General features: G+C 67.1%; 25 protein-coding genes and 2 tRNA genes. 7 read left to right on the top strand and 20 right to left on the bottom strand.

Features of this window, described 5'->3' with window-relative positions:
• Positions 1-13: 13 nt before the first annotated feature.
• Entirely contained in the window at positions 14-451 is a 438-nt protein-coding gene (locus tag GK109_RS15555; RefSeq protein WP_157241580.1) for a MaoC family dehydratase, read from the bottom strand.
• A gap of 2 nt (positions 452-453) precedes the next feature.
• Positions 454-915 (bottom strand): MaoC family dehydratase N-terminal domain-containing protein, encoded by a 462-nt coding sequence (locus tag GK109_RS15550; protein ID WP_157241579.1) that lies wholly within the window; start codon positions 913-915, stop codon positions 454-456.
• A gap of 120 nt (positions 916-1,035) precedes the next feature.
• Here GK109_RS15550 and GK109_RS15545 point away from each other — a divergent pair, with 120 nt between their 5' ends.
• A complete protein-coding gene (locus GK109_RS15545; RefSeq protein ID WP_321214103.1) occupies positions 1,036-1,416 on the top strand; it encodes a metalloregulator ArsR/SmtB family transcription factor in 381 nt (126 codons plus the stop codon).
• Positions 1,413-3,086, top strand: a complete 1,674-nt coding sequence (locus tag GK109_RS15540; protein ID WP_370460628.1) for a SulP family inorganic anion transporter — start codon at positions 1,413-1,415, stop codon at positions 3,084-3,086. Before GK109_RS15545 ends, GK109_RS15540 begins: the two co-directional genes overlap by 4 nt.
• On the opposite strand, the gene GK109_RS15535 is transcribed toward GK109_RS15540, so the two are convergent.
• The 4 genes from GK109_RS15535 to GK109_RS15520 all read right to left on the bottom strand — a co-directional run bounded on the left by GK109_RS15535 (position 3,074) and on the right by GK109_RS15520 (position 7,086).
• Positions 3,074-3,298 (bottom strand): DUF3188 domain-containing protein, encoded by a 225-nt coding sequence (locus GK109_RS15535; RefSeq protein ID WP_370460627.1) that lies wholly within the window; start codon positions 3,296-3,298, stop codon positions 3,074-3,076. The two genes, GK109_RS15540 and GK109_RS15535, sit on opposite strands and share 13 nt — an antisense overlap.
• A gap of 103 nt (positions 3,299-3,401) precedes the next feature.
• Positions 3,402-4,265, bottom strand: coding sequence for a CoA ester lyase (locus tag GK109_RS15530; protein ID WP_157241578.1), 864 nt, complete (start codon positions 4,263-4,265; stop codon positions 3,402-3,404).
• A 167-nt stretch (positions 4,266-4,432) separates the two neighbouring features.
• Entirely contained in the window at positions 4,433-5,374 is a 942-nt protein-coding gene (locus tag GK109_RS15525) for an aldo/keto reductase family oxidoreductase (protein ID WP_157241577.1), read from the bottom strand.
• Positions 5,374-7,086, bottom strand: a complete 1,713-nt coding sequence (locus GK109_RS15520; RefSeq protein ID WP_157241576.1) for a glycoside hydrolase family 13 protein — start codon at positions 7,084-7,086, stop codon at positions 5,374-5,376. The genes GK109_RS15525 and GK109_RS15520 overlap by 1 nt, the downstream gene beginning before the upstream one ends.
• 96 nt (positions 7,087-7,182) lie before the next feature.
• On the opposite strand from GK109_RS15520, the gene GK109_RS15515 reads away from it, so the two are divergent.
• On the top strand, positions 7,183-8,388 hold the full coding sequence (locus GK109_RS15515; RefSeq protein WP_157241575.1) for an ROK family protein: 1,206 nt from the start codon (positions 7,183-7,185) through the stop codon (positions 8,386-8,388).
• Positions 8,389-8,394: 6 nt separating this feature from the next.
• Here the strand turns inward: GK109_RS15515 and GK109_RS15510 are convergent, their stop codons facing one another.
• The 7 genes from GK109_RS15510 to GK109_RS15480 all read right to left on the bottom strand — a co-directional run bounded on the left by GK109_RS15510 (position 8,395) and on the right by GK109_RS15480 (position 14,701).
• The gene (locus tag GK109_RS15510; RefSeq protein WP_157241574.1) at positions 8,395-9,045 is read right to left on the bottom strand and encodes an NAD(P)H-binding protein; all 651 of its coding nucleotides are present in this window, start codon (positions 9,043-9,045) and stop codon (positions 8,395-8,397) included.
• Between the two features lie 16 nt (positions 9,046-9,061).
• Positions 9,062-9,619 carry a dihydrofolate reductase family protein gene (locus GK109_RS15505; protein WP_157241573.1) on the bottom strand — a complete coding sequence of 186 codons (558 nt, stop codon included), beginning with the start codon at positions 9,617-9,619 and terminating at the stop codon, positions 9,062-9,064.
• 70 nt (positions 9,620-9,689) lie between these two features.
• Complete coding sequence (locus GK109_RS15500; RefSeq protein ID WP_157241572.1) at positions 9,690-10,886, bottom strand: acyltransferase family protein; 1,197 nt, start codon at positions 10,884-10,886, stop codon at positions 9,690-9,692.
• Positions 10,887-11,039: 153 nt separating this feature from the next.
• Positions 11,040-11,113 (bottom strand) — tRNA-Met (locus GK109_RS15495).
• Positions 11,114-11,174: 61 nt separating this feature from the next.
• Positions 11,175-11,246, bottom strand: a tRNA-Thr gene (locus tag GK109_RS15490).
• Between the two features lie 248 nt (positions 11,247-11,494).
• Positions 11,495-13,639 carry a DEAD/DEAH box helicase gene (locus GK109_RS15485; protein ID WP_157241571.1) on the bottom strand — a complete coding sequence of 715 codons (2,145 nt, stop codon included), beginning with the start codon at positions 13,637-13,639 and terminating at the stop codon, positions 11,495-11,497.
• 405 nt (positions 13,640-14,044) lie between these two features.
• The gene (locus GK109_RS15480; RefSeq protein WP_157241570.1) at positions 14,045-14,701 is read right to left on the bottom strand and encodes an MOSC domain-containing protein; all 657 of its coding nucleotides are present in this window, start codon (positions 14,699-14,701) and stop codon (positions 14,045-14,047) included.
• Positions 14,702-14,896: 195 nt separating this feature from the next.
• On the opposite strand from GK109_RS15480, the gene GK109_RS15475 reads away from it, so the two are divergent.
• From GK109_RS15475 to GK109_RS15465, 3 genes are read left to right on the top strand one after another with little or no spacing between them, the layout of a single operon-like run.
• Complete coding sequence (locus tag GK109_RS15475) at positions 14,897-15,517, top strand: Tat pathway signal protein (RefSeq protein ID WP_157243011.1); 621 nt, start codon at positions 14,897-14,899, stop codon at positions 15,515-15,517.
• Between the two features lie 2 nt (positions 15,518-15,519).
• Positions 15,520-16,731, top strand: coding sequence for a glutathionylspermidine synthase family protein (locus GK109_RS15470; RefSeq protein WP_321214114.1), 1,212 nt, complete (start codon positions 15,520-15,522; stop codon positions 16,729-16,731).
• A gap of 13 nt (positions 16,732-16,744) precedes the next feature.
• Positions 16,745-18,283: an APC family permease gene (locus GK109_RS15465; RefSeq protein ID WP_157241569.1), complete on the top strand. Its 1,539-nt coding sequence runs from the start codon at positions 16,745-16,747 to the stop codon at positions 18,281-18,283.
• Between the two features lie 74 nt (positions 18,284-18,357).
• Here GK109_RS15465 and GK109_RS15460 read toward each other — a convergent pair whose 3' ends face one another.
• Genes GK109_RS15460 through GK109_RS15435 form a run of 6 tightly spaced genes read right to left on the bottom strand, consistent with a single transcriptional unit; the run spans position 18,358 to position 24,041 of the window.
• Positions 18,358-19,128 (bottom strand): SDR family oxidoreductase, encoded by a 771-nt coding sequence (locus tag GK109_RS15460; protein WP_157241568.1) that lies wholly within the window; start codon positions 19,126-19,128, stop codon positions 18,358-18,360.
• Positions 19,129-19,162: 34 nt separating this feature from the next.
• A complete protein-coding gene (locus tag GK109_RS15455) occupies positions 19,163-20,470 on the bottom strand; it encodes an MFS transporter (protein ID WP_157241567.1) in 1,308 nt (435 codons plus the stop codon).
• Positions 20,467-20,958 carry a helix-turn-helix domain-containing protein gene (locus GK109_RS15450; protein WP_157241566.1) on the bottom strand — a complete coding sequence of 164 codons (492 nt, stop codon included), beginning with the start codon at positions 20,956-20,958 and terminating at the stop codon, positions 20,467-20,469. The genes GK109_RS15455 and GK109_RS15450 overlap by 4 nt, the downstream gene beginning before the upstream one ends.
• A 50-nt stretch (positions 20,959-21,008) precedes the next feature.
• A complete protein-coding gene (locus tag GK109_RS15445) occupies positions 21,009-22,172 on the bottom strand; it encodes a cystathionine gamma-synthase (protein ID WP_157241565.1) in 1,164 nt (387 codons plus the stop codon).
• Positions 22,173-22,211: 39 nt separating this feature from the next.
• Complete coding sequence (locus GK109_RS15440; RefSeq protein ID WP_157241564.1) at positions 22,212-23,597, bottom strand: cystathionine beta-synthase; 1,386 nt, start codon at positions 23,595-23,597, stop codon at positions 22,212-22,214.
• A gap of 36 nt (positions 23,598-23,633) precedes the next feature.
• Positions 23,634-24,041, bottom strand: coding sequence for a VOC family protein (locus GK109_RS15435; protein WP_157243009.1), 408 nt, complete (start codon positions 24,039-24,041; stop codon positions 23,634-23,636).
• A 163-nt stretch (positions 24,042-24,204) separates the two neighbouring features.
• Here GK109_RS15435 and GK109_RS15430 point away from each other — a divergent pair, with 163 nt between their 5' ends.
• Positions 24,205-25,188, top strand: coding sequence for a DNA-3-methyladenine glycosylase (locus tag GK109_RS15430; RefSeq protein WP_157241563.1), 984 nt, complete (start codon positions 24,205-24,207; stop codon positions 25,186-25,188).
• Positions 25,189-25,233: 45 nt separating this feature from the next.
• Here GK109_RS15430 and GK109_RS15425 read toward each other — a convergent pair whose 3' ends face one another.
• Positions 25,234-26,175 (bottom strand): hypothetical protein, encoded by a 942-nt coding sequence (locus GK109_RS15425; protein ID WP_157241562.1) that lies wholly within the window; start codon positions 26,173-26,175, stop codon positions 25,234-25,236.
• Positions 26,176-26,324: the final 149 nt, after the last annotated feature.

Raw genomic sequence — 26,324 nt, 5'->3', positions numbered from 1 at the left:
CACGCTTCCCGGCTCAGCTGAGCCGGACGACGGCCTGGGCCTTCATCAGGACCTTTTGTCCCGCGGAAACAACGGTGAGGTCAACCCGCGCGGTGTTCGCCTCGGCGTCGAGCTTGCCAATGATGCCGCTGACTTCGATGGTGGCGCCGGGCTGGTCGGTGCCCGTGGTGTCGGTGACCAGGACGGGCTTGGTGAAGCGGGTCTGGAAGTCGACGACGGCGGCCGGGTCGCCTGCCCAGTCAGTGACCAACTGCACGGCCGAGCCCATAGTGAACATGCCGTGGGCGATGACGCCGGGCAGTTCCACGCTGGTGGCGAAGGCTTCGTTCCAGTGGATGGGGTTGAAGTCGCCGGATGCGCCGGCGTACTTGACCAGGTCGGTGCGGCTGACCTCGATGGTGCGGCTGCCGATCTCCTGGCCGGCGCTGAGGTCGTGAATGCTGTGGCTCATGGTTACTGTCCCTCTCCGCGGACCAGGATGGACGACGTGGTGGTGGTGACGGGGTCACGGGAATCATCCGCACCCAGGGCAAAGATCTCCGAACGTGTGGTGATCATTGCCCCGCCGCCCATGGCCCGGACGCCGTCGACGTGGAGTTCCGCCACGAGGCGGTCTCCGGCGAAAATCGGCCGGTGGTGGGTGAAGCGCTGGTCTGCATGGACCACGCGGGAGAAGTCGATGCCCGCTTCCGGATCCTCGATGAGCTGGGCGTCGGCGCGCTGGGCGATGATGATGGCAAACGTCGGAGGGGCAACAAGATCCGCGTGGCCCAGGGCCTTGGCGGCGTCGACGTCGAAGTGCGCGGGATGGGTGGCCTTCACGGCGCGGGCGAACTCGCGGATTTTCTCACGGCCAACGTCGTACACCTCTGCGGCAGGGTAGCTTCGGCCCTGCAGGTCCGGATTGATAGTCATGGGTTCCAGCCTATCGTTGCCCCGCCTGGCAGGGGACTTGCACCACCTTGATATGATGAATTTATCAATCCATCAATTCGCTGGCGCATTGGCCATCAGTGTCACGTCGAGGAGCTTCCCGTGCTGCCTTCCGCCCAGGCTCCGCTGTACGAAATCAAGGCCAACCTCTTCAAGGGGCTGGCGCACCCTGCAAGGATCCGCATCCTTGAGCTGCTGGCAGCGTCGCCGCAGGAGACCGCAGCAGTGAGCTACCTCCTGGCGGAGACCGGGCTTGAAGCCTCGCACCTCTCCCAGCACCTGGCCACGTTGCGCAAGCACAAGGTGGTCACCTCTGTGCGCACCGCCAATGCCGTGACCTACCGGCTGGCGCACCCCGGGATTTCCCAACTGCTTGCCATCGCGCGGACATTCCTCCTGGACAACCTTGCCGATTCAAACGAACAGCTCCGGCTGGCGCAGCAGCTGCCTGCGGGGCACCTCGCTGCCGGGCCCGCCTCGTGAAGCCGGGCGTAAGCACTGACAGGCGGCACCCCGGCCGGTTCCTGCCCTCGAAGCTGGATTACGCGGGACTTGGAGCATCGTGGCGGACTGACCTGCTGGCCGGCATCACGGTGGGCATTGTTGCTTTGCCGCTGGCCCTGGCGTTCGGCGTCAGCTCGGGAGTGGGTGCGGAGGCCGGGCTCATCACGGCGATCGTCGCCGGCCTGGTGGCAGCCGTGATGGGCGGATCACCCGTCCAGGTGTCCGGCCCGACCGGTGCCATGGTTGTGGTGCTGGCCCCTGTGGTGGCAGTCCACGGCGCCGGCAGCGTGGCCCCGTTGTCACTCATGGCGGGGCTCCTGGTCTGCGTCCTGGGATTCAGCGGCCTGGGCCGGGCGGTCGCTTTCATCCCCTGGCCCGTGGTGGAAGGCTTCACCCTGGGGATCGCCGCCATTATCTTCCTCCAGCAGGTTCCGCCCGCCACCGGAACATCCGGCGTCCCGGGCCACAACACCCTCATCGCTGCAGTGGAAGCCGCATCCGCCGCAACGGTTCCGGCTGCCCTGCTGACCCTCGCGGTCGTGGCGGGAATCGCCGTCGTGATGGTCCTGGTGCAGAAGCTGCTCAAGGCCCTGCCCGCCAGCCTGATCGCGGTGCTCCTCGCCACGGCGGCCGCCGAGCTGTTCCGGCTGGACATCCCCAGGATCGGCCCCCTGCCGCATTCCCTGCCCGCCCCCGCGGTTCCCGTCTTTGACCTGGATCTGCTGGGCAGCCTGGCCATGCCCGCGGTGGCCATCGCCTGCCTTGCGGCCATCGAGTCGTTGCTGTCCGCCCGGGTTGCGGCAGGAATGACCGGGCCGGACGGCAGACCGAGTGGACCGTACAGCCCGGACCGGGAACTGACAGGCCAGGGCCTGGCGTCAATCGCTGCGGGCCTCTTCGGCGGCATGCCCGCCACCGGGGCCATCGCACGGACGGCCGTGAACGTCCGCTCAGGTGCAAAAACCCGCCTGGCTGCCGCTGTCCACGCCGTGGTGCTGCTCGCGATTGTCTACCTCGCCTCAGGCATGGTCAGCCGGATTCCGCTGGCAGCCCTCGGCGGAGTCCTGATGGTCACTGCGGTGCGGATGGTGTCCCGGCGGACCGTTGCGGCGATCCTCCGCTCCACCAGGTCCGACGCCGCCGTCTTCATCCTGACGGCGATCATCACGGTGGCGTTCGACCTGATCGTTGCCATCCAGATAGGGCTCGCGGCGGCAGCCCTCTTTGCCCTGCGCACGTTCGCCTCGCTGAGCAGCGTGCAGCGGGAGGAGATCCCCGGTCCGCGCGCCGAGGGTGACGAGCACATCGCCGTCCTCCGGCTGGACGGGGCCATGTTCTTCGGCGCCGCCGAACGGATCCTGCAGGAGATCAGCCAGGTCAAGGACGTCCAGGTGGCCATCATCAGACTTTCCCAGCTGAGGATGCTGGACGCCACGGGCGCGCATGCACTGGTGGAGGTGGTCTCCGCGCTTGAGCTCCGGGGAATCACCGTTCTACTCAAAGGCGTCCGGCCGGACCACCTGCGGCTGGTGACGAACGTGGGAGTGATCCGGTCCCTGCGGCACCACAAGCACCTGTTCGGGCACCTCGGGGACGCAGTGGAACACGCCCGCAGCCACGTCCGCCGTAACGCCGGCTACCGCTTGTAGCCCTTCCGGATCGCCTGGCCGCGGACCACAATCCCGGCGATGTGCAGGACCAGGCCCAGCCCGATCAGCGGGAGGGAGGCCGTGACCAGGCCGGAGTTGCCGCTGGTGTTGCCTACCAGGTTGAGGATAATTCCGACGGCGATCAGTCCCATCGCACTGAAAACCAGGACTTTGTAGCGGGTAGGCGCGGTGGCCCAGAATTCGTTCAGCACCCTGAAAGTCTACCGGGCAACCTCAGCCGCTCAGCCCGGGGCGCCATGCCTTGGCGGCTGACCGCACCTGTTGCGGAAGCCCGCCGTCGCGCGTTGCAAGGTCCTACAGGGCGGGCTGCACCCCGAAGGCTACCGCGAGCTTCATGATCTTTTCGGCGCGGCCCAGGCGGGGCAGGTCGGAACCGTCACGGATCACGCGGCCGTTGGCTTCGAAGTCGGCCATGAAGTCGGTGGCCCAGGCGACGTCCGACGGCGTCGGGCTGATGACCTCGTTGATGACGGGGGTCTGGTCGATGGCCAGGCAGAGCTTGCCGGTCATGCCCATCATCACGGTGATGCCGGTCTGCTCCCGCAGGATGGGGTGGTTGGTGCCGACGGTGGGGCCGTCGATGGGCCCGGGCAGGTTGCCGACGCGGCTGGCGACTACGAGCTTGGCGCGCGGGTAGGCCATGGCTTCCGGGGTGGCGGCCATGCCGGTGTCGCGGCGGAAGTCGCCGGAACCGAAGGCCAGCCGGAAGGCGCCCTGCGCCTTGGCAATGTTGTTGGCTTCCTCGATGCCGACGGCGGATTCCACCAGCGGGATCACGGGCGTATTGCCGTCCATGCGGTGGAAGCTCTCAGTGACCTGGTCCGCGGATTCGGTCTTCGCCAGCATGATGCCGAGCAAGCCCGGCGTGCCGCGGAGTCCTGCCAGGTCCGCTGCCCAGAACGGGCTGGTGGCGTCATTGATGCGGACCCAGGCCTTGCCGCCGGCGGTCAGCCAGTCAATGACGTTGTTCCGGGCATGGTCCTTCTGGGAGGGGTCCACGGCATCTTCAATATCCAGGATGATCGAATCGGCGCGGGACATTGCCGACTGGTCGAAGAGCTCCGTCTTCATGGCATTCACGAGGAGCCATGAGCGGGCGATCTCTGCTGGGATATTGCGTTCCGGCCTTACGGTCTCGGTGGCGATGGTAGACGTCATGTATCTACCGTATCCGCCCGGGCAGGGGCACGGGGCATAAAAACGGCCAGCACGGGAGGTTCAATACGAACTAAACGGGATATGACGGCCGGGCAGCGAAAGTAGGTAGCAGCAGGTGCCGTTTCGGGGCGCCAAAACGACACCTGCTGCCAGTCAGTTGGGGTGGGTCAGGGGATGTTGCTGCCGCGCGCAGTCACCCAGAGTCGGTACCAGTCCGTCCGGGTCATCGCCTGGGCCACGCGGGCGGCGTCGGCACAGGCCCGGATCCGGCCCGGGTTGACGGTCCCGATCACCGGCGCGATGCCGGCCGGGTGCTTCATCAGCCACCCGAGCAGGACCGATTCCCCGGAGCTGCCGTACTCCCCCGCCAGCTGCGCCACGAGCTCGACGGTGGCTGCCTCCGCCGACGTCGGGCTCTCCGGTTCCGCGCCCGTGTACAGGCCCCTGGCGAGCGAGCCGTAGGCCTGGAGCGTGATGGAGTTCCGGACGCAGTACTCCAGGGTGCCGTGCGGGAAACTGTAGTCCAGGTGCTCGGAGTGGTTGACCAGCACCTGGCTCTCCAGCCATGCCCGCTTGAGCAGGCTCATTTCCAGCTGGTTCGCCACCACCGGGGTTTCCAGCCGGTCCTGCAGCGCCTCGATCTGCGCCCCGGACATGTTGGAAACACCCAGCTGCCGCACCTTGCCTTCGGCCATCAGCTGCCCGACGGCGGCGGCCACGTCCGCCGGGTCCGCCAAGGGATCCGGGCGGTGCAGCAGGAGGATGTCCACGTAGTCCGTCCGCAGCCGCTTCAGGCTTTCGTTGACGCGCTCCAGGATGGCCTCGCGGCTGAGGTCGTAGTGCCCGGGCAGCCCGGGTTCGCCGAGCCTGATGCCGCACTTGGTCTGCAGCCGGATGCGGTCACGCAGCCCGGGAGTGGACGCCAGCACCTCGCCGAAGACTGCCTCGGACTTGCCCCTGCGGTAGATGTCCGCGTGGTCGAACAGGGTGATTCCCGCGCCCAGGGCAGCCTCGACGGCGGCAGCGGCCTCGTCAACATGCTCGGTGGCATGCGGCTCGTCGGACCAGCTGCCGCCCAGGCCCATGCAGCCATAAATCAGTTCCTGCATCAGCGCAGCCATGCCGTGGTGTTGGCGGGCAGCTTGCCGTCCTCCAGGACGTCGCTGCTGACCAGGACGGTGCCTGCCGGGAGGTCGACGGCGGTGTCCCCGAAGTTGGTCACGGACTGCCAGCCGTTGGGGCGGCGGAAGTGGAGGACCTCCGGGTTGCCGGTTTCCACCCATTCCAGCGCTTCGTCCGTCTGCAGCTCGCGGCGGAGCTTCAGGGCCTTGCGGTAGAGCTCCAGCGTGGAACCCTCGGTCCCGTCCTGCGCCTCGACGGCGTACTTGCTGAACCAGTCAGGCTGCGGCAGGTGCGCGCCGCCGTCGCCGAAGCCGAAGGAGGTTCCCTCGACCTTCCAGGGCAGGGGCACCCGGCAGCCGTCGCGGCCGATTTCGACACCCTTGTTACGGAAGAACGAGGGGTCCTGGCGTTCGGACTCCGGGATCTCCGCCACTTCCTGGAGTCCCAGCTCCTCACCCTGGTACAGGTAGGCGGAGCCCGGGACGGCGAGCATCAGCAGGGTGGCGGCGCGGGCACGGCGTTCGCCGAGCTCCACGTCCAGCTCCTCCTTGGGGCCGCCGGCCAGCAGCCAGTCCTTGCCGTCCTGGCCCTTCGTGCGCTCCTTGCCCTTGGAGACCTGCGGCAGGCCGTACCGGGTGGCGTGGCGGACAACGTCATGGTTTGAGAAGACCCAGGTGGAGGAGGCGCCGGTGGCAGCTGCCTCGGCGAGGTTGCGCGTGATGATTTCGCGGAACTCCGCCGCATCGAAGTCGGCCTGCAGGAGGTCGAAGTTGAAGGCCTGCCCGAGGCCCTCGGGGCTGGCGTAGCGGGCCCGGCGGGTCGCGTGGACCCATGCCTCGGCGACGGCGGTGCGCGGCGGGTTGTACTCATTGAACACCTCGCGCCACTCGGCGTAGATCTCATGCACTTCGTCGCGGTCCCAGAAGGGGTGCGTGCCGTCGTCGAAACCGTCAACGCCGGTGTTGGCCGCGCTCAGTTCCAGCTTGGACAGCAGCGGTTCGGTGAGGTCCTTGGTGAGCGCGTGCGCCACGTCCACCCGGAAGCCGTCCACGCCGCGGTCGGACCAGAAGCGCAGGGTCTTCAGGAAGTCCTCGCGGATTTCCCGGTTGGACCAGTTCAGGTCCGGCTGCTCCTTGGCGAAGATGTGCATGTACCACTGGCCGGGGGTGCCGTCCGGCTCGGTGATGCGCTCCCAGGCGGGCCCACCGAAGACGGAGTCCCAGTCCGACGGCGGAAACTCGCCGTTGGGGCCCTTGCCGTCACGGAAAATGTACCGGTCCCGTGCGGGGGATCCCTTGGGCGAGGCGAGCGCTTCCTTGAACCATTCGTGCCGGTTGGAGGAGTGGTTGGGGACGATGTCGGCGATGAGCTTGATGCCGGCCTGGTGCAGCGCCTTGGCCATCTCGTCAAAATCGGCCAGCGTGCCCAGCTTGGGGTCAACGTCGCGGTAGTCGTCCACGTCGTAGCCGCCGTCGGCAAGCGCCGAGGGGTAGAACGGGCTCAGCCAGACGGCGTCGATCCCGAGCGACTTAAGGTACGGGACCTTGGCGGTGATGCCCTTGAGATCGCCGATGCCGTCGCCGTTGGAGTCCGCGAAGCTGCGCGGATAGATCTGGTACACAGAGGCTTGGCGCCACCAGTTCGGATCGGCCAGGCGGTCGGAATCGGAAAGGGTTGCCAGAGTGGCGGTGGTGGACAAGGGGTGATCCTTTGCTGCTTGTCGACTATATTTATTTTGGTTCTAAATTTAGCTGCCCGATCATTATCTGGCGCGTTGCACGGAAAGGTCAACAGCATGGCTGAAACCACCGCCGCCACCCCCCAACTGCTGCGCCGTGTCAGCGCCGGCGCCGTACTGGACTTCATGCGCTCCTCCGGCGTCGTCACCGTCACCGAAGTCATGGAAGCCACCGGCCTCACCCGCGCCACCGCCATCTCCGTCTGCGAGGACCTCAAGGAGCGGGGCTGGCTCCGCGAACTGGAGAACCAGCGTGCATCCGGCGGGTACCGGAAGGGCCGGCCCGCCCGCCGCTTCGAACTCAACGAGCGTGCCGGCTACGTACTGGGCATGGACGTGGGGGTTTCCAAGGCCACGGTGGTGGTGTCGGACCTTCGCGGGCAGGTGCTGGGGCGGTCCACGCTGCCCTTCGCGGAAGCCGAAATTTCGGCCGGGGAACGCATCTCCGTCATCGACCGGGCTGCGATGACGGCACTTCGCAGCGTGGGCGCCGCCCCGGAGTCGGTCCTCGCCGTCTGCGCCGGCATCGCCGCCCCGGTGGACCGCAACGGTGACGTGCTGGTGGCCCAGCATTTCTGGGGATTGTTCGACGTCGGCCTGAAGGCAGCCATGCGGGACCGGCACGGCTGGACGGTCCTGCTGGAAAACGACGCCAACCTTGCCGCCCTCGGCGACCGCTGGCGGGGTGCGGCGGCGGGAGTGGACGACGTCGTGGTGATCCTTGCCAGTGAGCGTTTCGGTTCAGGGGTGATCGACGGCGGGCGGCTGCTGCACGGGAGCCGCGGCGGCGCCGGTGAACTCGCCTTCCTGGACCAGGTCGAGGGTGTGGGGGACACCTTCGGCATTGCAAGCCTCGCCAGGACGTGGGCGGCCGAGGCGCTGGCCGGCAAAACCCGGACATCCCTCCGGGATTATGCAGCCCAAGGCGGGGCGGAGGCTGAGCACGTCTTCGCGGCCGCTGCTGAAGGCGACGCCGTGGCCCTGCACATTCTTGAACGCCTGGCGGACCGGCTGGCCCGGGTCATTGGCGCGGTGGCGACGGTGTTCAACCCGGAGCTTGTGGTGATCGGCGGTGCAGTGGCCAACTCCGCAGGCGTCCTGCTCGAACCGATCAAACGGCGGCTGAAGGATTTCACCGCCACTCCCCCGCGGATTGCGGTCTCGCCGCTGGGCGACTCGATCGTGACCATTGGGGCCGTCCGGGGCGCGCTGGACTACGTGGAGAAGCATTCCCTCGACTTGCAGCTGGTCCCCCGCGCTTAGTCCGCGCTAGGGCTGCAGGGCAGCGGCGATGGGCAGCGTGCCGTCACAGAATTCGATGGTCCTGCCCGCGGTTTCCGGCAGGTCCAGCACGGCGGCCGCGACGCTTGCCGTGTTGCTCCGCGAGGTTTCCCGGCTGCCCCCGGGAGCGGGATCGACGTCGATCAGCCCGGTTCCCGGCCTGTCCGTCAACGCCCCCGGGCCCAGGATGGTCCAGGCAAGGCCGGTGCCGCGCAGGTACTCGTCGGCGGCGGCCTTCGCCTCGGCGTACGCAAAGAAGGAGTGGTCCTCCGGCACGCCGTGGTCCTTGCCGGCGCCCAGGTAGGACACCATCACGTAGCGGCCCACATTGGCTTCGGCGGCCGCATCCATCGAACGGATGGCCGCGTCCCGGTCCACCGCATAGGTGCGTGCCGGGTTGCCGCCGCCCGCACCGGCGGACCAGACCACCGCGTCATGGCCCTTCAACGCTTCGGCGAGTGCCGCCGTCGTCGCATTCTCAACGTCCAGGACCGACGGCACCGCCCCCGTAGCGGCGACGTCGGCTGCATGGTCCGGGTTGCGGATGAACGAGGTAACGCTGTGGCCTTCTTCCGTGAGCAGGGCGGACAGGTGAAGGGCCACTTTGCCGTGGCCGCCGATGATTGCGATTCGCGTCATGCCCCCATTCTGCCCTTCACCGCAGGACGCGGTAGCGCAGGTAGGCCACGCCGTTGCCGAAACGGCGCAGGTCGAGGAGCTCAAGCTTTGATTCCAGGCCGTCCGGCAGGGCCCGCAGGCCTCCCCCGACCACCACCGGATTGATCAGGAATCCGCACTCGTCCACCAGTCCTGCCGCGAATGCCAGTCCTGCCAGGTTGGCACCGCCGATGCTCATCGTCCCGTCCGTTGCGTCCTTCATCGCCCGGACGGCAGCCGGGTCGAAGGTGCGCTCGATCCGGGTCCGGGGCGTCTCAGCGACTGCGAGCGAAGAGGAGTAGACAACCTTGTCTGCCCCCTGCCAGATCCGGGCATAGTCCTGGATCACCGGCGGGTCTCCGGGGCCGCCCATGGTTTCCCAGACCGCCATAACGTCGTACATCCTGCGGCCGAGCAGGAACGTCCCGACGTCCCGTTCGAGATCGTTGACGAAGGCGTGGACTTCCTCGTCGGGGGCGCTCCAGTCGAAATTGCCGTTGCGGTCCGCCACGTATCCGTCCAGGGAGGTGATGCAGGTGTAAATGAGCTGGCCCATGGTCCCTATTGTGGCCGCGAAGGCAGGCAGTTGGAAGCCGCCAGGGGCCACGCGCAGTTCCCCGGCGCGGTCAGGCTGTCCGCCGGTGGTCCGGGCCCGTGCCGAGGAGCACCCGCAGTCCCGGCACCGTGCGGGAAACGTGGCCAAGGCCAAAGGAAAGGAGGAGCCCGAGCACGGCGACCAGGAGGAATTTGGCCCCGGCGGGCCAGGCAACCTGGAGGATCGCCACCTGGAGGCCCACGACGACGAAGATGTGCAGGATATAGGCGGCATAGCTGGCCGTGGCCATCGCTGACACCAGCCGCACCGGCCGGCGGAAGAGCTCGCGCAACGTGACCAGCAGGCCCACTCCCAGGCCGGCGCAGACCAACGTCTCCAGGACGACCCGCACCAGCGAACGCCAGTCCACTCCGCCCGTCGCCGTGGCAGCGCCCCAGAGTCCCAGTGCCTGCAGGGAGAAGATGGCCGCGGACGCCGCAAGGCCCACAGCCAGCCAGGTGAAGCCGACGCGGCGCTGAATCCGCCGGAACCAGTCGTTCCGGTAGGCGAGGATGCCCAAGGCAAACAGGCTCACATACTGGGTGAGGTTTGCGGGTTCTGCCGGCATGACAAAGAAGAGTGGTACCCAGTCATCGACGGGAAACCACCACCGGGCAACCCACGTAACCACGATCAGGGCAGCTGCGTAAGACAGGATGGCGCCGTGGCCGGGCGGCGGCAGCATCTGCCGCGGGGTCCCTGGTGAGGCCGGGCGCAACCAGCGGACCCGCTCCGCCAGCAGGACATAGGCGGCCGTATAAAGGAGGAGGTGTGCCAGGAACCAGAGGTGGAAGTAGGCACCCTGCCAGGCGTCGTCATACAGCGACCTGACGAACTCCCCCGGCTCGGGACTTCCGGATGCCAGATAGGCGAGTGGAACGTTGACCGCCGCGACGAAGACCACGAGCGGCACCCCGATGCGGGCCCACCGTTCCTTGAGGAACCGGCGCGGACCTTTGCGCTCATAGGATCCGGGCAGGAAATAGCCGGCCACCAGGAACAACAGGCCCAGGCCCACGGCCGCGTTCACCGTGTAGAACGGCACGAACCAGTCGCTGGTGGCCTGGTCTTCCACCGGCCAGAAGCCGCCGGTGGGTCCGTACGCCTGGGCTGCATGGTGGATGATCACCATGGAGATAATCAGCACCCTCAGGACATCCACGAAGGCCAGCCGCCCTGTCCCGGCGGACACAGCGGCGGGCCCGCCGGACCCTGCTGCTCGGGACATCCTGAACCCTCCCTGCCGCCACCGTTGCTGCTTCTGACTCCATCGTGGCCCGTCCGTCCCACGGCACCAGAGCCAAAGGACCTTCCGTGGGTGCCACGCAAAAAGGGCACAGAAAAGCCCCCGGAATCTTGGGGATTCCAGGGGCTTAGCCTGTAGCGGTGGGGAGGCTCGATCTCCCGACCTCACGATTATGAGTCGTGCGCTCTAACCAACTGAGCTACACCGCCACGAATGAGAAAAACCTGCGCCAAGCCGGTCAAAACCGCCTTGACACAGGCCCTCATCCAGAGCCCCCCACCGGAATCGATCCGGTGACCTCGTTCTTACCAAGAACGCGCTCTACCACTGAGCTAGGGGGGCAACGAGTAAATACTCTACCGGAAGATTTTCCCACCAACAAATCGGCGCTCCAACGCAGCCCTGGCCCCTTAAAAGCGCAGAAAACCGGGCCTAAATGAGCCTTCGGTGCGCCGATGCAGGGCCGGCAGGGCCCGCAGTGAAACAGGTGTGACGAAGCGAACACGCCGGTCCCGCCGTCGTGCGTTAAACGCCGGTGAGCCGGCTCGAAAGCCGGCCCACCGGGGGAACTGCGTCAGGCTAGCTGACGGTTACCACTTGCCCTTGCGGTTGAAGTCGCGCTGGCCGCCCTCGTTGCCGTGGCGGGGCTTGCGGGATCCGTCACCGTGGCCGCCGAAGCGGGAGTCGCTGGCCTGGCCGCGGTTGGCACCGCTGTCAGCGCTGAAGGAACGCTCGCTGTAGGAGCGGCCGCCGCGGTCAGCGGAGGATCGCTCGCCGTCGTTCTTGCGGAATTCCTTCTTGAAGCCGCCGTTGCCCTTGAAGTTGCCTCCCCGGTCACCGCCGCGGTTGCCCTGGTAGGAGCCGCGGTCGCCGGCAGGCTTGCGGCCGTTGTCCAGCTCGAGGTGGATCAGCTCGCCGCCGATCCGGGTGCGGGACAGCGCACGCAGCTGCTCGGGGCTCAGGTCCGCCGGGAGTTCCACCAGGGAGTGGTCCGAGCGGATGTCGATGCCGCCGATCTGTGCCGAGGAGATGCCGCCCTCGTTGGCAATGGCGCCCACGATGGAACCGGGCATGACGCGCTGGCGGCGTCCCACGGCGATCCGGTAGGTGGCATTTCCCTCGGTGAGCGTGCGGGTCGGTCCGCGGGAACCGAAGCCGTCCTTGGAGCGCTCGCGCTTCTGGAACTCCGGCGCTGCGGGCAGTTCCTTCACCAGCAGCGGCTGTCCGCCCTGGGCCATTACGGCAAGGGCTGCAGCGATCTCCGACGCCGGAACATTGTGCTCTTCCTCGTAGGAAGCGATGAGGTCGCGGAAGGGCGCCACGTCCTCCGAGGCGAGGGTCTCCGTGATGCGCTCTGCGAACTTGCCCAGGCGGAGGGTGTTCACGGTCTCCGCGGTGGGCAGGTGCATCTGCTCCACGGGCTGGCGGGTGGCCTTCTCGATGGAACGCAGCAGGTACTTCTCCCGCGGCGTCATGAACAGGATGGCATCGCCGGAACGGCCTGCACGGCCGGTGCGGCCGATGCGGTGCACGTAGGACTCGGTGTCGTGCGGGATGTCGTAGTTGATGACGTGGCTGATGCGCTCCACGTCAAGGCCACGGGCGGCGACGTCGGTGGCCACGAGGATGTCGATGCGGCCTTCCTTCAGGGCGTCAACGGTGCGCTCGCGCTGCTGCTGCGGGATGTCACCGTTGATCGCGGCGGCCTGGAAACCGCGGGACTTCAGCTTGTCAGCCAGGTCCTCGGTAGCCATCTTGGTGCGCACGAAGGCGATGACGCCGTCGAACTCTTCGACCTCGAGGATGCGGGTCATGGCATCAAGCTTGTGCGGGCCCATGACCTGCAGGTACCGCTGGCGGGTGTTGGCGCCGGTGGTGGTCTTGGACTTGACGGAGATCTCTGCCGGGTTGTTCAGGTACTGCTTGGACATGCGGCGGATCTGGCTCGGCATGGTGGCGGAGAACAGTGCCACCTGGCGGTCCGACGGGGTCTGCTGGAAGATCTGCTCCACGTCTTCGGCGAAGCCCATGCGCAGCATTTCGTCGGCCTCGTCCAGCACGAGGTACTGGAGTTCGGACAGGTCCAGGGAACCCTTGGAGATGTGGTCGATCACGCGGCCGGGGGTACCGACAACAACCTGGGCGCCGCGGCGCAGGCCGGCGAGCTGCGGGCCGTAGGCGGAACCGCCGTAGACGGGGAGGACGGTGAAATCGTCAATGTGCTTGGCGTACGAGGTGAAGGCCTCGGCAACCTGGAGCGCCAGTTCGCGGGTGGGAGCCAGGACCAGTGCCTGGGTCTTCCGGGACGGGCCGTTGAGGTCGTGGAGCTCGGCCAGACGGGACAGTGCCGGTACTGCGAATGCTGCAGTCTTACCGGTGCCGGTCTGGGCGAGGCCCACGACGTCGCGGCCTTCGAGCAGCAGCGGGATGGTTGCTGCCTGGATGGGGGACGGCTTCTCGTAGCCGACGTCCTGGAGGGCGGCGAGGACGCGGCCGTCGATGCCGAGGTCGGCGAACTTGACGCCTTCTTCTTCGTCTTCCTCAGCCTTGGCAGCGGGAGCATCTTCAGCTTTAGGGGCGGGAGCTTCGTCAGCCTGGGCGGCGGGAGCGGCCGGCGCTTCAGCAGGGGCTTCGGCGGGAACCGTTGCGGCCTCGGCTGCGGGAGCAGCGGGCTCGGTGAATTCGATGCTGGCTGTTGCTGCGTCAGCGGCGGCGTCGTTGTGATTTTCGGGCATAGGGGAATATTCCTCATCCATAGGGGGCCAGGCGGCACTACCCGAGGTGAGCGGAGCCGCAGTACGTGTGACCAAAGGTGCCGGGCAAACGTTGACCGGCCGGTCACAGAAGTCCGGCGCTTTCGCAATCCCGTGGCAGGACTTCCCGCTGCATCTCTTGGCTGCTATCCCAGCAGTCTGTACAGCGTTTTCTTTAGCCGGCTCTCCCTATGAAAATGCCCGCATCGCTTGCGCGGGCCCCAACACTTGCCAGTCCTGCCTCAAAAATTGGGCAGGAATAAGGGATTTCCGGAGTGGGGGATATCTCCAGTGTAGGGCACGCGCCCGCTCCAGCGGAAATTGAGGGCACGACGGCGGCGGTGAGCTTGCGCACACCGCTTCCCTGCCGGCCGCTTCAGCCTGCGGCTACCGGCCCAGCTGCCGTTCCAGCGCCTCGAACTTCTGCTCGAACTCCGGCTGCTGCAGGCGGATCTCCCCGTCTGCGTCGGCGTCGCGCAGTGCTTCCATTGCCTCCAGGTCCGGCTCGCTGAACCACTTGCCCACGGTGATGCCGTGCTTCGGGACATACAGCCGGTGGATATGGTCTCCCGCCTGGATGCTCCCGGTCCTGATGACGCGGAGATAGGCTCCCACCCGGCCCTCCTCCGTGAACCTCTTGACGAAGTGGGGCTCCCGCATCCGGCGCTGGAAGGTGGCGCAGGGGGTACGGGGCGAGGTCACCTCCACTTCGACGTCCAGGCCGATCCGCCAGCGCTCACCAATCACGGCGCCGGTGACATCGATCCCGGCCACCCGCAGGTTTTCGCCAAAGCTCCCCGGGGGCAGGTCCCGCCCGAGTTCACGGGACCAGTAGTCCGCATCCTGCTGGGAGTAGGCGTACAGGGCCTGGTCCGGTCCCCCGTGGTGGACGCGGTTCGCCTGGATGTCGCCCTGGAGGCCCAGCCGGTGCACCTTGACCGGGCCCTCGACGGGACGCTTGTCGATGGCGGTGACGCCCACGTTCGAGGCATCCGGCAGGAGCTGGTGGACGCGGCACACGGCGAGGACGGAGGCGGTTTCCATGGCTCCAGTGTATGGCTCCCCTTCCCAGCTCCCACACCCAACCGGCTCGCATTTAATGGCGCCAAACAGCGGTTTCGCGACGTTTAATGCGAGCTGCTTGGGCCAGCGGGCACCGGCAGGGACTACGCTGATTTAAGGATTGCAATGGGGGTGCAGCGCTGTGCCCAATTCACGTGGACAACGGAGGGGGACACCATGGACCCGAACAAGGACCCGGACCCCGGGCGGCCCGGCAGCGACCGGCCTGCGGGCGAGGGCGTCCCGCCGGCCGGAGACGGGCACAGCGGCGCCAAGCCTCCTCCCTGGCAGGTACCCAAGCCGGAGCTCCGCCCCGAACTGCTCAACGAGCCGGTTACCCCCGTGGACCCGTTCGCCCGGGACCGCGAACGGCAGCTCAACGAGGAAGCCTCCCGGAAGAAGCGCTCCCAGCGGCGCACCGTCGTCGTGGGTTTGGGCGTGACGGCGCTGCTCGCCGGCACCATCACCGCCGTGGTGGCCAGCAACCAGGATGATCCCGAGTACGCGCAGGTGTGTTTCAACGACGAAACTGGCGAGCGCGTGGAAGACACGAACTGCAACAGCTCCGCCGGCAGGGGCGGCGGCCTCTATGCCTGGTACTTCTTTTCCCGAGGCGCGTACGTCCCCGCCATCGGCCAGAACCGCTCCACAGCCCCCAACTACACCAAAACTGTTCCCAGCGGCGCGAAAGCGTCCACGGGGTACAGCACCAAGGGCGGAACGGTCAGCCGCGGCGGCTTCGGCACCAGCGCCAAAAGCGGCACCAGCGGTGGCGGCAGCAAGGTCTCGGGGGGCTGAGCGTGAAGCGGTTGACGTCTGAGCCCCGGCCCGGCTGGAAGCAGAAGATCGAAGAGCAGGGCCTGGTGTTCTCCACCACCACCATGGAGGACGGGCGCCGGATCGAGTACTGGAACGAGTCTGCGTACTACGAATTCACCATGGAGGAGGTGGAAACCCTCGAGGCGACGGCCGAAAACATGCACAAGATGTGCCTGGAAGCGGCCAAGTTCCTGGCCACCGGCGCCATGGGCCACATCGGCATCGGCCCGCAGGCCCTCGAACTGGCCGCGGAATCCCTCCAGGCCGGGGACGTGGACGTCTACGGCCGGTTCGACTTCATCTATGACGGGCAGGGCGGCCCGGCCAGGATGCTCGAATACAACGCGGACACCCCCACGGGCCTGATCGAAGCGGCGGTGGCGCAGTGGTTCTGGCTGCAGGACGTCTTTCCGGAAAAGGACCAGTGGAACGGCATCCACGAAGCCCTGATCCGGCAGTGGAAGAAGGTGCAGTACCGCACCGGGATGAGCACCCTGCACGTTGCCCACTCGGAGGTCGAGGAGTCCGGCGAGGACTGGATGACTGCGGCCTACATGCGGGACGTGGCCAGCCAGGCGGGCTGGACCACCATCGGCATCAACATGTCCGATATCGGCTGGGACCCCAACCTCAACCGCTTCGTGGACCTGGACAACTTCATGATCAGCACCATCTTCAAGCTCTACCCGTGGGAGCTGATGATGAAGGAACCGTTCGGGCACCGGCTGCTGGAACGCGCCCACAACCCCCGCTGGATCGAGCCGGCCTGGAAGATGCTGCTCTCCAACAAGGCCCTGCTGGCCGCCCTGTGGCACCTCTACCCCGAGCACCCCAACCTGCTGCCCGCGTACCTCAACGAGCCGGGGCCGCTGAAGGAATGGGTGGCCAAGCCCCTGCACGGCCGCGAAGGCGACAACATCAAGATCCATGCGCAGGGCATCAGCCTGGAGCAGCCCGGCGGCTACGGCCGTGAAGGCTGGTGCTACCAGCAGTACCAGGAACTGCCCGACTTCGACGGCAACCATCCCGTCCTCGGCCTGTGGGTGGTGGACGGGGAGTCCGTGGGCTGCGGCATCCGGGAATCTGACGGGCCGGTCACGGATTATTTTTGCCGCTTCGTGCCCAACACCATCGACGCGCCGGCGCCGCTTTCGGCCGGGGCATCCTCCAGCAAAGCAGGTATCGCATTATGAACCCGGTGACAGCATGAGCACGGAGATTACGACGACGGGAGGCCCGGGCGGCGCGCACGGGACCACAGTTCCGGCCAAGGGACTCCGGGCCGGCATCCTGGATCTCGGCGACTCCGTGATGATTGGCCTTGCCTCCACGGCGCCGGTGTACTCACTGGCGGCAACACTAGGCCTGATCGTGGCCGTCAACGGGAACTACACTCCCCTGATCCTGCTGCTGGGCTTCATCCCCGTCCTGTTCATCGCCTATGCGTTCCGCGAGCTGAACAGTGCCATCCCGGACTGCGGAACCACCTTTACGTGGTCACGCCGCACCTTCGGCCCCTGGGCGGGCTGGCTGGGCGGCTGGGGCGTGGCGCTCGCGGGCATTGTGGTCCTGGCAAACCTTGCACAGGTGGCCGGACAGTATCTATGGCTCCTGGTGGACGACGGTTCCCTGGCAGAGAACAAGGCAGTGGTCACGGCCACGGGCGTGCTGTTCATCGCCGTCATGACCCTGGTCAACTACCGCGGCATCCGGCTGGGCGAGCACGTCCAGCGGGTCCTGACGTATGTGCAGTACATTGCGCTGGGCATATTCGCCCTGGCCATCGTCGTCGGGATTGTCCGGGGCTCGGCGGGCGGCGAGACCACCATCCAGCCCTTCGATTTCGAGTGGTTCAACCCGGCAGGTGCGTTCGCGGATCCGGGAGCAGTGGTCCACGGCGTGCTCCTTGCCCTGTTCATCTATTGGGGCTGGGACACCTGCCTTGCAGTGAATGAGGAAACCGAGAACCCCTCCACCACCCCCGGCCGCGGTGCCGTGATTTCCGCGTTCATCCTGGTGGCCATCTATGTGTCCGTCGCGCTGCTGGTGATGATGTACGCCACCGTGGGCACCGAAGGCATCGGTTTGGGCAACGAGGCCAACCAGGACGACGTCTTCCTGGCCATGCGGGACGTGGTGCTGGGCCCGTGGGGCTGGCTGATCGTCGTCGCGGTCCTGGCCTCCGTTCTGTCCTCCACCCAGACCACCATCCTGCCCACCGCCCGCGGCACCCTCTCCATGGGGGTCCACGGCGCACTGCCGGCCAAGTTCGGCGAGGTGCATCCGAAGAACCAGACGCCCGGCTTTTCCACCCAGGTCATGGGGGCGGCGGCCATCGCGTACTACGTGGCCATGAGCTTCCTGAGCGAAAACCTGCTCTCCGACTCCATCAGCGCCATCAGCCTGTTCATCGCGTTCTATTACGCCCTGACCGGTTTTGCCTGCTTCTGGTACTTCCGCAGCACCCTTCGGCACTCGGCGCGGAATCTGTGGTTCCGGGGCATCCTTCCGCTCGTTGGCGCCCTGCTGCTGACCGCCGCCTTCTTCGTCTCGGCCGTCCAGATGTGGGACCCCGCGTACGGCGACACCCAGATCTTCGGCGTCGGCGGCGCGTTCGTCAGCGGGGTGCTGCTGCTGGCCCTGGGCGTGGTGCTCGCCGTCGTCTGCCGTTTCCTGCCGTCCACCCGCGGCTACTTCACCGGGACCAACGTCCCAGGCCAAACCGCCGCCCCTTCCCCCAAGTAAGTAGCGCCAAGTGTCGTTTTGAGGGGTCAAAACGACACTTAGCGCTACCTAGTTGGGCCAAGGGCGCAGAGGGGTCATGCCGAGAAGCCGCCGTCGGATTTGATGAGCTGGCCGGAGACCCAGCGGCCGGCGGGTGAGAGCAGGAACGCCACAGTGCCGGCGACGTCGGCCGGTGTGCCCAGGCGGCCCGTGGGCTGCCGGGACAGGACAGCCGAGCGGACCGCGTCGTCCATCCATCCGGTGTCCACCGGCCCCGGGTTCAGCACGTTCGCCGAGATGCCCAGCGGCCCAAGCTCCCGGGCGGCGGCAATCACGATCCTGTCCAGCGCGCCCTTCGAGGCGCCGTACGGCAGGTTGAACGCTGTATGGTCACTGGTCAGCGCAACGATCGCGCCGCCGTCGTCCGTTGCCTGCCGCGCGAAGGCGGCAATCAGCTGCCAGCTGGCACGGGCGTTGACGGCGAAGTGCCGCTCGAACGATTCAAGGCTGGTATCCAGGATCCCTGAATCGACTGACTCGGCGTGGCTCAGCACCATGCCGTGCAGCGGGCCCGCGAGCTGAACGGCGTCAGCCACCAGCTTCTCCGCCGTGGCAGGGTCCTCCAGGTCCGCCGGCAGGGTGTGGACCCGGGCTCCGATGGCTTCCAGTTCGGCTGTCAGGCGGACGACGTCGTCCGGTTCAGTTCCCCACGGCATGCGGGCGTCGTAGTCCTGCCAGTAAGCCAGCACCAGGTCCCAGCCTTCCGCCGCCAGCTGCCGGGCAATACCCGCGCCGATGGAGGCAAGGCGGCCCGCGCCCGTCACGAGGGCTACGTTTCGGACGGGAACTTCGGGTGGGGTCTCCATGGGACCAGCCTAGCGGCGGCGTCCCGGGGCGCTGTCAGGAAGGCGCTCCGGCCGGGGCGGGCTCGCGGGCGACCGCGTGCCTGCGGATGGTGGCGCTGATGACCGCCGCGACGGTGCACATCGCGGCGGCGCCGAACCAGGCGTAGGTGTACTGGCCGGTGGCGTCCCGGACGGCACCGGCGCCCAGGGCGGCGGCGGCCGCGCCGAGCTGGTGTGCGGCGAACACCCATCCGAAGACCACGCTGCCGTCCGCGCCGAACGTTTCCCGGCAGATGGCTGCTGTTGGCGGCACGGTGGCCACCCAGTCAAGCCCGTAGATCACGACGAAGACGATCATGCTCGGCTGGACTTCGGCACTCAGCAAGAGGGGCAGCACCAGCAGGCCGATCCCCCGGAACTGGTAGTACACGGCCAGCAGGATGCGGGGGTTGAACCGGTCGGTCAGCCAGCCGGAGGCGATGGTGCCCACAATGTCGAAAATTCCGACGACGGCAAGCAGGCCGGCGGCGGTGGTTTCGGCCATGCCGTGGTCGTGGGCGGAGGGGATGAAGTGGGTGCCGATCAGCCCGTTGGTGGTGGCGCCGCAGATCGCGAAACCGGCCACGAGGGCCCAGAAGGTCCGGACGCGGCTGGCCCGCCGGAGGACCTGAAGGGCACGCACGGCGGCATTGCTGCGAGGGCCGCTGTGCGAGGGAGGCTCCGGTGCGGGGACTCCCCCTGCCAGCGCGGGTTCGCCGTACGGAAGGACCCCGACGTCGGCCGGCGAGTTTTTGAGGAACTTCAGCACCAGCGGGACCACAGCCAGCGCACCGGCGGCGATCAGCAATGATGCCTGGCGCCAGCCCGGATCCTGCGCCAGCAAGGCGATGAACGGGAGGAAGACCAGCTGGCCGGCCGCACTGCCGGCGGTAAGGATGCCGATCACCAGCCCGCGGCTCCTGACGAACCAGGTGTTGGCAATCGTGGCAGCGAACACCAGCGCCATGGATCCGGTGCCAAGCCCGATGAGCAGGCCCCAGGTCAGCAGGATCTGCCACGACTGGTTCACCAGCACCGTCAGGGCGCTGCCGGTGCCGATCAGCACCAGCGCGGTGGCTGTTACTGCCCGGACGCCGAACCGCTCCATCAGCGCGGCCGCGAACGGTGCCGTCAGCCCGAACAGGACGAGGTTGATGCTCACGGCCGCGGACAACACCGTGGTGGACCAGCCGAACTCCTGCTGCAGCGGAACCATCAGGACACCGGGGGCGGCGCGGAATCCGGCGGCTCCCACCAGCGCAAGGAAGGCGACGGCGGCCACGATCCACGCGGGGTGCAGGCGGCGGCTGTTGGTTTCCCTCATGCGGCGGCCGTGGCGAGCCGGACCGGTTCCGCTGAACGGGCCCTGCTGTGCCAGCTGGTGTTGGCCGCCGTCAGCCGTTCGCCGCATTCGGTGCAGGTGTCCGCCGAGGTGGTGGGTTTCCCGCAGCCGGTGTGGATCACGTAAAGATGCGCCTGGTCCGAGGGCGCCGGCAGGTGCTTTTCTGCCCAGATGGTGACGGCGTTCAAGACCGGGAGGGCGTCCTCACCCTTGGGGGTGAGCACGTACTCCTGGCGTGTGCGGCCGCCGTCGTCGTATGCCTTCCTGGCCAGCAGCCCGGACTCAACCAGGCCCGCCAGGCGCTTGGTGAGCACGGAGTCCGCCACTTCCAGCCGGCTTTTCATGGCGTCGAAGCGGCCGTTCCCGAAGAAGACTTCGCGCAGCACCAGGATGCTCCAGGGGTCGCCCAGGACGTCAAGGCCGCGGGCCATGCTGCAGCTGCGTTGGGACCAGTCGGATCGAAGAGGCATAGGCAAAACCCTAGCTGGCTTTCTTCAAGAAAGCCAGCCCCCTTCGTGGTTTACGGGATGGCCGAGAACGCCTGCTCCAGGTCCGCCACCAGGTCCTCGACATCCTCGATTCCGCAGGACAGCCGGAGCAGGTTCACCGGAACGGCGAGCTCGGTGCCCTTGACCGAAGCGTGGGTCATCTCGGAGGGGTAGTTCATGAGCGACTCGATCCCGCCCAGGGATTCCGCGAGGGTGAACACGGACGTGGACTCCGCCACCTTGCGGGCCGCTGCTTCACCGCCCTTGAACTGCACCGAGACCATGCCGCCGAAGCTCCGCATCTGCTTCCTGGCGAGCTCGTGGCCAGGGTGGGACGGCAGGCCCGGGTAGAGGACGGCCTCCACCTCGGGACGTTCCAGCAGCCACTCGGCCACGGCCTGGCCGTTAAGGCTGTGGCGGTCCATCCGCACGCCGAGCGTCTTCAGCCCGCGGGTGGTGAGGAAGGCGTCCATGGGGCCGGAGACGGCGCCCACGGCGAACTGCACAAAGCCGATCTTCTCCGCCAGTTCCGCGTCCTTGACCACCACGGCGCCACCCACGACGTCGGAGTGGCCGCCGATGTACTTGGTGGTGGAGTGGACCACGACGTCGGCACCCAGGGCGAGCGGGGTCTGCAGGTAGGGCGACGCGAAGGTGTTGTCCACCACCAGGAGGGCACCGGCGTCGTGCGCTATCTCTGCGAGCGCCGCGATGTCGGTAATCTTCATCAGCGGATTGGAGGGGGTTTCCACCCAGAGGATCCGGGCTTTGTTCGCAGTAACCGCCCCGCGCACGGTGTCCAGGTTGGCCATGTCCACCGGCGTATTGCCGATTCCCCAGCCGCCCAGGACCCGGCTGATCAGCCGGTAGGTGCCTCCGTAGGCGTCGTTGCCGAGCACGATGTGGTCCCCGGGCCGGGCCAGGGCACGGATCAGCGAGTCCTCCGCTGCCAGCCCGGAACTGAAGCTGTAGGCGTGCGTGCCCCCCTCCAGCGCCGCCAGCTGTTCCTGCAGGGCGTCGCGGGTGGGGTTGCCGCCGCGGCCGTACTCATAGCCCCCGCGCAGCCCGCCAATGCCGTCCTGGGCGTAGGTGGAACTGAAGTGCAGCGGCGGCACCACCGCGCCGGTGCGGGGCTCGAAAGCCTGGCCGGCGTGCACGGCGCGGGTGTTGAAACCTTGGTTTTGCGGGGTGGACATGGTGCTCCTTTACGGGTGGCGCAGGTCAGGTGAAGCAGTTCAGTTGCTGAGGTAGGCCAGGAGGTCGTGCCGGGTGAGGATGCCCACGGGTGCACCCACGAACGTGACCATGACGGTGTCCACGTCCGAGAGCAGTTCCCTCGCCGCGGAGATGGTTTCCAGGGAGCCGATGACGGGCAGCTTGGGGCCCATGTGCTCGGAGATCTTGTCCGTGAGCTTGGCTTCGCCGCGGAACAGCTTGGCCGTGAGGGTGCGCTCATCCACAGCACCCAGCACCTCGCCCATGACCACCGGGGGCTCCTGGGACAGGACCGGGATATGGCTGACGCCGAACTCGTTCATGATGTTGATGACATCGCGGACGGACTCGTTCGGGTGGATGTGGACCAGGTCCGGCAGCTCGCCGTTCTTGGAGCTGATGACTTCACCAACGGAGGTCTCCTCGCCGCCGGACAGGAAGCCGTAGGAGCGCATCCACTGGTCGTTGAAGATCTTGGCGAGGTAGCCGCGGCCGGAGTCGGGAAGGATGACGACGACGACGGCGGACTCGGGCAGGTCCCGGGCCACCTGCAGGGCGGCCACGACGGCCATGCCCGAGGACCCGCCCACCAGCAGGCCCTCCTCGCGGGCCAGCCGCCGGGTCATGGCGAAGGAGTCGGCGTCGCTGACGGCGATCACCTGATCGGGCACGGACTTGTCGTAGTTCGCGGGCCACATGTCCTCCCCCACGCCCTCCACGAAGTACGGGCGCCCGGTGCCGCCGGAGTAGACCGAACCTTCCGGGTCCGCGCCGATGATCCGGACCACGCCGCCGTCGGACGCCGGCCTGTCAGCCGAGACCTCCTTGAGGTAGCGGCCCGTGCCGGTGATGGTGCCGCCGGTGCCGGCGCCGATCACGCAGTGGGTGACCTTGCCGTCCGTATCCCGCCAGATCTCCGGCCCGGTGGTCTGGTAGTGGCTGCCGGGAGCGGCGGGGTTGGAGAACTGGTCCGGCTTGTATGCACCGGGGGTCTCCCGGACGATCCGGTCCGAAACACCGTAGTAGCTCTGCGGGCTGTCGGGCGGGACGGCAGTTGGCGTCACCACAACCTCGGCGCCGTAGGCCTGCAGGACGGCACGCTTGTCCTCGCCCACCTTGTCCGGGACCACAAAGATGCACTTGTAGCCCTTCTGCTGGGCCACGAGGGCCAGGCCTACTCCGGTATTTCCGGAAGTTGGCTCCACGATGGTGCCGCCGGGCTGCAGCTTGCCTTCCCGCTCGGCGTCCTCGATCATCTTCGCCGCGATGCGGTCCTTGATGGAACCGCCAGGGTTCAGGTACTCGAGTTTGACCAGGACAGTGGCCTTGATGCCTTCTGTCACGTGGTTGAGCTTGATGAGCGGGGTATTGCCGATGAGGTCCAGGATGGACTGGGCGTACTTCATGTGTACAAAGCTACCGCTTCCCCCGCATGCATGCCGTTACCCGGCAGCCTCGGCCTGCTGGTCCGGTGGCAGGTTCTCCCAGAGGCCCATGATGTTGTTCTCGGAGTCCTTGAAGTAGGCGAAGTAGCCCATTCCGGGGATCTCGTTCTTGGGCATCACGACCGATCCGCCCAGCCGCTCCACGGTCTTGAGGGTGGCGTCAATGTCCGGAACGTCCACCGTGATGACGGGACTGGTGATTTCACCCTCCCGGGCCATCATGCCGCCGTTAATGGCGCCCGCTTCCGTGGGCTGGCCGGTCGCCTCGTCCATCGGCGTGGTGATGACCATGTTGTAGTCCATTCCCGGGACGGCGTCGATTCGCCAACCAAGGGCCTCCCGGTAGAACTTCCTGGCCCGCTCCTGATCGTCAGCGGGGATCTCGAAATGCACCACTCCACCCATTGCGCTCACCTGGAATCTCGAAGGTAAGGCGCGGATGCCCCGCGCCACACCTGGGATTCTAGACCCGGAATGCCGGCTGGATAAGGGGCCTTTGGCAGGTGCGTCCGGTTGCCAAAGATGGTGGCGGCCGCCTGTTGTCGCTGGGCCGTGGGACGATGGCTGTATGACGATTGCAGAGGTTCCCGCCCGGCTGGCAGCCGCGGCGGACGCCTCTGTCCGGTGGTATCCGGGCGGCCCTTACCACCTTGCCCGGACTCTCAGTCCGCTCCTGCGCGGCAACAGCGATCCGTCCTTCAGTGTCCAGGGAAACGTCATCTGGAATGCGTTTACGACGACGGACGGCCCGGCCGCCGTGAGGTTCAGCTCCGCCGGCGGCCCGGGCCTGGAGCACTGCGTGGACGTCCAGGCCTGGGGCACGGGCGCCGCGGCGGCCGTGCGGGCAGTGCCGCGGCTCCTGGGCGGGGATGACGACTGGTCGGCGTTTGACGAGCCCTCCTTCCATGCCACCCTCCCCGGCATGGTCCGTGAGGCGCGGCGGCGAAGCCGCGACGTCCGGCTTCCCGCCAGCGGCCGCATGGTGGACCAGCTCGTCCCGATCATCCTTGAACAGAAAGTGACGGTGATCGAGGCCCGCCGGGCCTACCGCTACCTTCTGCATCGCTACGGCTCCCCCGCTCCCCAGGCCGGCGCGCTGGCTCCGGCCGGCCTGGTGCTGGCTCCCACCGCCGGCCAATGGCTGCAGGTCCCCAGCTGGGAGTGGCATCGGGCGGGCGTGGGGCCGCAACGTTCGGCCACCGTGATGCGGGCGCTGCGTTCCGCCGTCGCAATTGAACGGCTGGCCGCGCTTCCGGCGCTGGAGGCCGCCGAAAAGCTGCAGGCAATCCCGGGGATCGGCGTGTGGACAGCGGCCGAGGTGGTGCAGCGCACCCACGGCTGCCCGGACTCGGTCTCGGTGGGTGACTACCACCTGGCTGCCTACGTGGGCGCGGCGTTGACCGGCAGCCGGACGGACGACGCCGGCATGCTCCGGCTGCTGGAACCATGGCGGGGGCACCGCCAGCGCGTGGTGCGGATGATCCAGGCCAGCGGCTTCCGCAAACCGACGTTCGGCCCCCGGATGACCATCCAGGACCACCGCCGGCACTGACTCATCGGTGCAACGCGGGGTCACATACAGCCCGATAAACCCCAGTCATCGGCCCAAAAGTGACCCCGCGTTATGGCGGGAATAGGCCCGTTTGATTCTGGCTATGAGGTCCTGGAAACCGTTAGCGAGGTCATCTGCGTTCGGCTTGAAATAGGACCAACCCGCGTTGATGAAGAATTCGTCCCGACGGTTGTCGCGCGACTGTTGTTCCCTCGACCGGTGATGGGCGCCGTCGTACTGCACCGCGATCCGGTGCTTTCGATACCCAAGGTCGGCTGCAGGCGACCTTGGGTCGCCGGGGTCGAGACGGAGCTGCAATTCGGGTTCCGGGAGGCGCGCGTCCAAGAGCGCCAGCCGCAGGAACGTTTCCGGGAGGGAATCCGACCCTACCCGCATCTCATCCAACGCCAGTCGCGCTTTTTCGACACCTTTCATGTTGGGATGCTGCCGTATCAAAAGGCGCAGACCTTCCTTGTAGGCAAACGGCAGGCTGCGGAACTCCAACTCCGGCCGGGGAGTGCGGATCAGTTGGTCACCCATGGCCACGAGATACCGCAAGGGAAGCTTATGGGCCAGGTCAAGCCACGTTCGAGCGGGACCGCTGACCCTGATCCCGTCAATCTCAATGACTTCACCGGGAATTACATGCACGCGGTGACCGATGACCCCGGCCCGACGGACCCTTGGTAATCCGTGAGGCTTGCTGAGGTGGATGAGCGGCTCCTGGCCAAGCCATGGAGGGAGACCCAAATCGAAGAAGATACCGGCAGTCTCATGCGACACCCAAGCGTCCGGCGTAGCAGCACAGAGAACGCGTGCCCGCTCGACCATGGAAGGCTCGCGGCCGGCGTGCACCCGGATTAGGCGTCCTGCGCCCATCAGGTCCTTGGCCCGCAAGCGGTTCGGCGCAACACCAAGGGCCCGCGCCTGATAGACCGTGAATGGCAGTTTTGAGAGCTCCTCGGGGAGTGGCTTCGCAGTAACCATGCCACCCAGTGTGCGCGTTCGGGCAGAACAGCGTCTCACGTTATCCACAGGGCGCCCTTCCCTGGGCAACGCGGGGTCACTCCCTGCCAGAGAAACCCGGATTATCGGGCGGAAAGTGACCCCGCGTTGCTGTAGGTTGCAGCGGAGGA

The sequence above is a fragment of the Pseudarthrobacter sp. GA104 genome (assembly GCF_009741265.1).
GTDB lineage: Bacteria > Actinomycetota > Actinomycetes > Actinomycetales > Micrococcaceae > Arthrobacter.
The sequence above is the reverse complement of the archived record's forward strand: the minus strand, read 5'-3'. Positions and strand labels throughout refer to the sequence as shown.

Coding starts and splice junctions, on each gene's coding strand:
- GK109_RS15555 (WP_157241580.1), bottom strand. CDS start 451: ATGAGCCACAGCATTCACGACCTCAGCGCCGGCCAGGAGATCGGCAGC.
- GK109_RS15550 (WP_157241579.1), bottom strand. CDS start 915: ATGACTATCAATCCGGACCTGCAGGGCCGAAGCTACCCTGCCGCAGAG.
- GK109_RS15530 (WP_157241578.1), bottom strand. CDS start 4,265: ATGACGTCTACCATCGCCACCGAGACCGTAAGGCCGGAACGCAATATC.
- GK109_RS15525 (WP_157241577.1), bottom strand. CDS start 5,374: ATGCAGGAACTGATTTATGGCTGCATGGGCCTGGGCGGCAGCTGGTCC.
- GK109_RS15515 (WP_157241575.1), top strand. CDS start 7,183: ATGGCTGAAACCACCGCCGCCACCCCCCAACTGCTGCGCCGTGTCAGC.
- GK109_RS15510 (WP_157241574.1), bottom strand. CDS start 9,045: ATGACGCGAATCGCAATCATCGGCGGCCACGGCAAAGTGGCCCTTCAC.
- GK109_RS15505 (WP_157241573.1), bottom strand. CDS start 9,619: ATGGGCCAGCTCATTTACACCTGCATCACCTCCCTGGACGGATACGTG.
- GK109_RS15500 (WP_157241572.1), bottom strand. CDS start 10,886: ATGTCCCGAGCAGCAGGGTCCGGCGGGCCCGCCGCTGTGTCCGCCGGG.
- GK109_RS15485 (WP_157241571.1), bottom strand. CDS start 13,639: ATGCCCGAAAATCACAACGACGCCGCCGCTGACGCAGCAACAGCCAGC.
- GK109_RS15480 (WP_157241570.1), bottom strand. CDS start 14,701: ATGGAAACCGCCTCCGTCCTCGCCGTGTGCCGCGTCCACCAGCTCCTG.
- GK109_RS15475 (WP_157243011.1), top strand. CDS start 14,897: ATGGACCCGAACAAGGACCCGGACCCCGGGCGGCCCGGCAGCGACCGG.
- GK109_RS15465 (WP_157241569.1), top strand. CDS start 16,745: ATGAGCACGGAGATTACGACGACGGGAGGCCCGGGCGGCGCGCACGGG.
- GK109_RS15460 (WP_157241568.1), bottom strand. CDS start 19,128: ATGGAGACCCCACCCGAAGTTCCCGTCCGAAACGTAGCCCTCGTGACG.
- GK109_RS15455 (WP_157241567.1), bottom strand. CDS start 20,470: ATGAGGGAAACCAACAGCCGCCGCCTGCACCCCGCGTGGATCGTGGCC.
- GK109_RS15450 (WP_157241566.1), bottom strand. CDS start 20,958: ATGCCTCTTCGATCCGACTGGTCCCAACGCAGCTGCAGCATGGCCCGC.
- GK109_RS15445 (WP_157241565.1), bottom strand. CDS start 22,172: ATGTCCACCCCGCAAAACCAAGGTTTCAACACCCGCGCCGTGCACGCC.
- GK109_RS15440 (WP_157241564.1), bottom strand. CDS start 23,597: ATGAAGTACGCCCAGTCCATCCTGGACCTCATCGGCAATACCCCGCTC.
- GK109_RS15435 (WP_157243009.1), bottom strand. CDS start 24,041: ATGGGTGGAGTGGTGCATTTCGAGATCCCCGCTGACGATCAGGAGCGG.
- GK109_RS15430 (WP_157241563.1), top strand. CDS start 24,205: ATGACGATTGCAGAGGTTCCCGCCCGGCTGGCAGCCGCGGCGGACGCC.
- GK109_RS15425 (WP_157241562.1), bottom strand. CDS start 26,175: ATGGTTACTGCGAAGCCACTCCCCGAGGAGCTCTCAAAACTGCCATTC.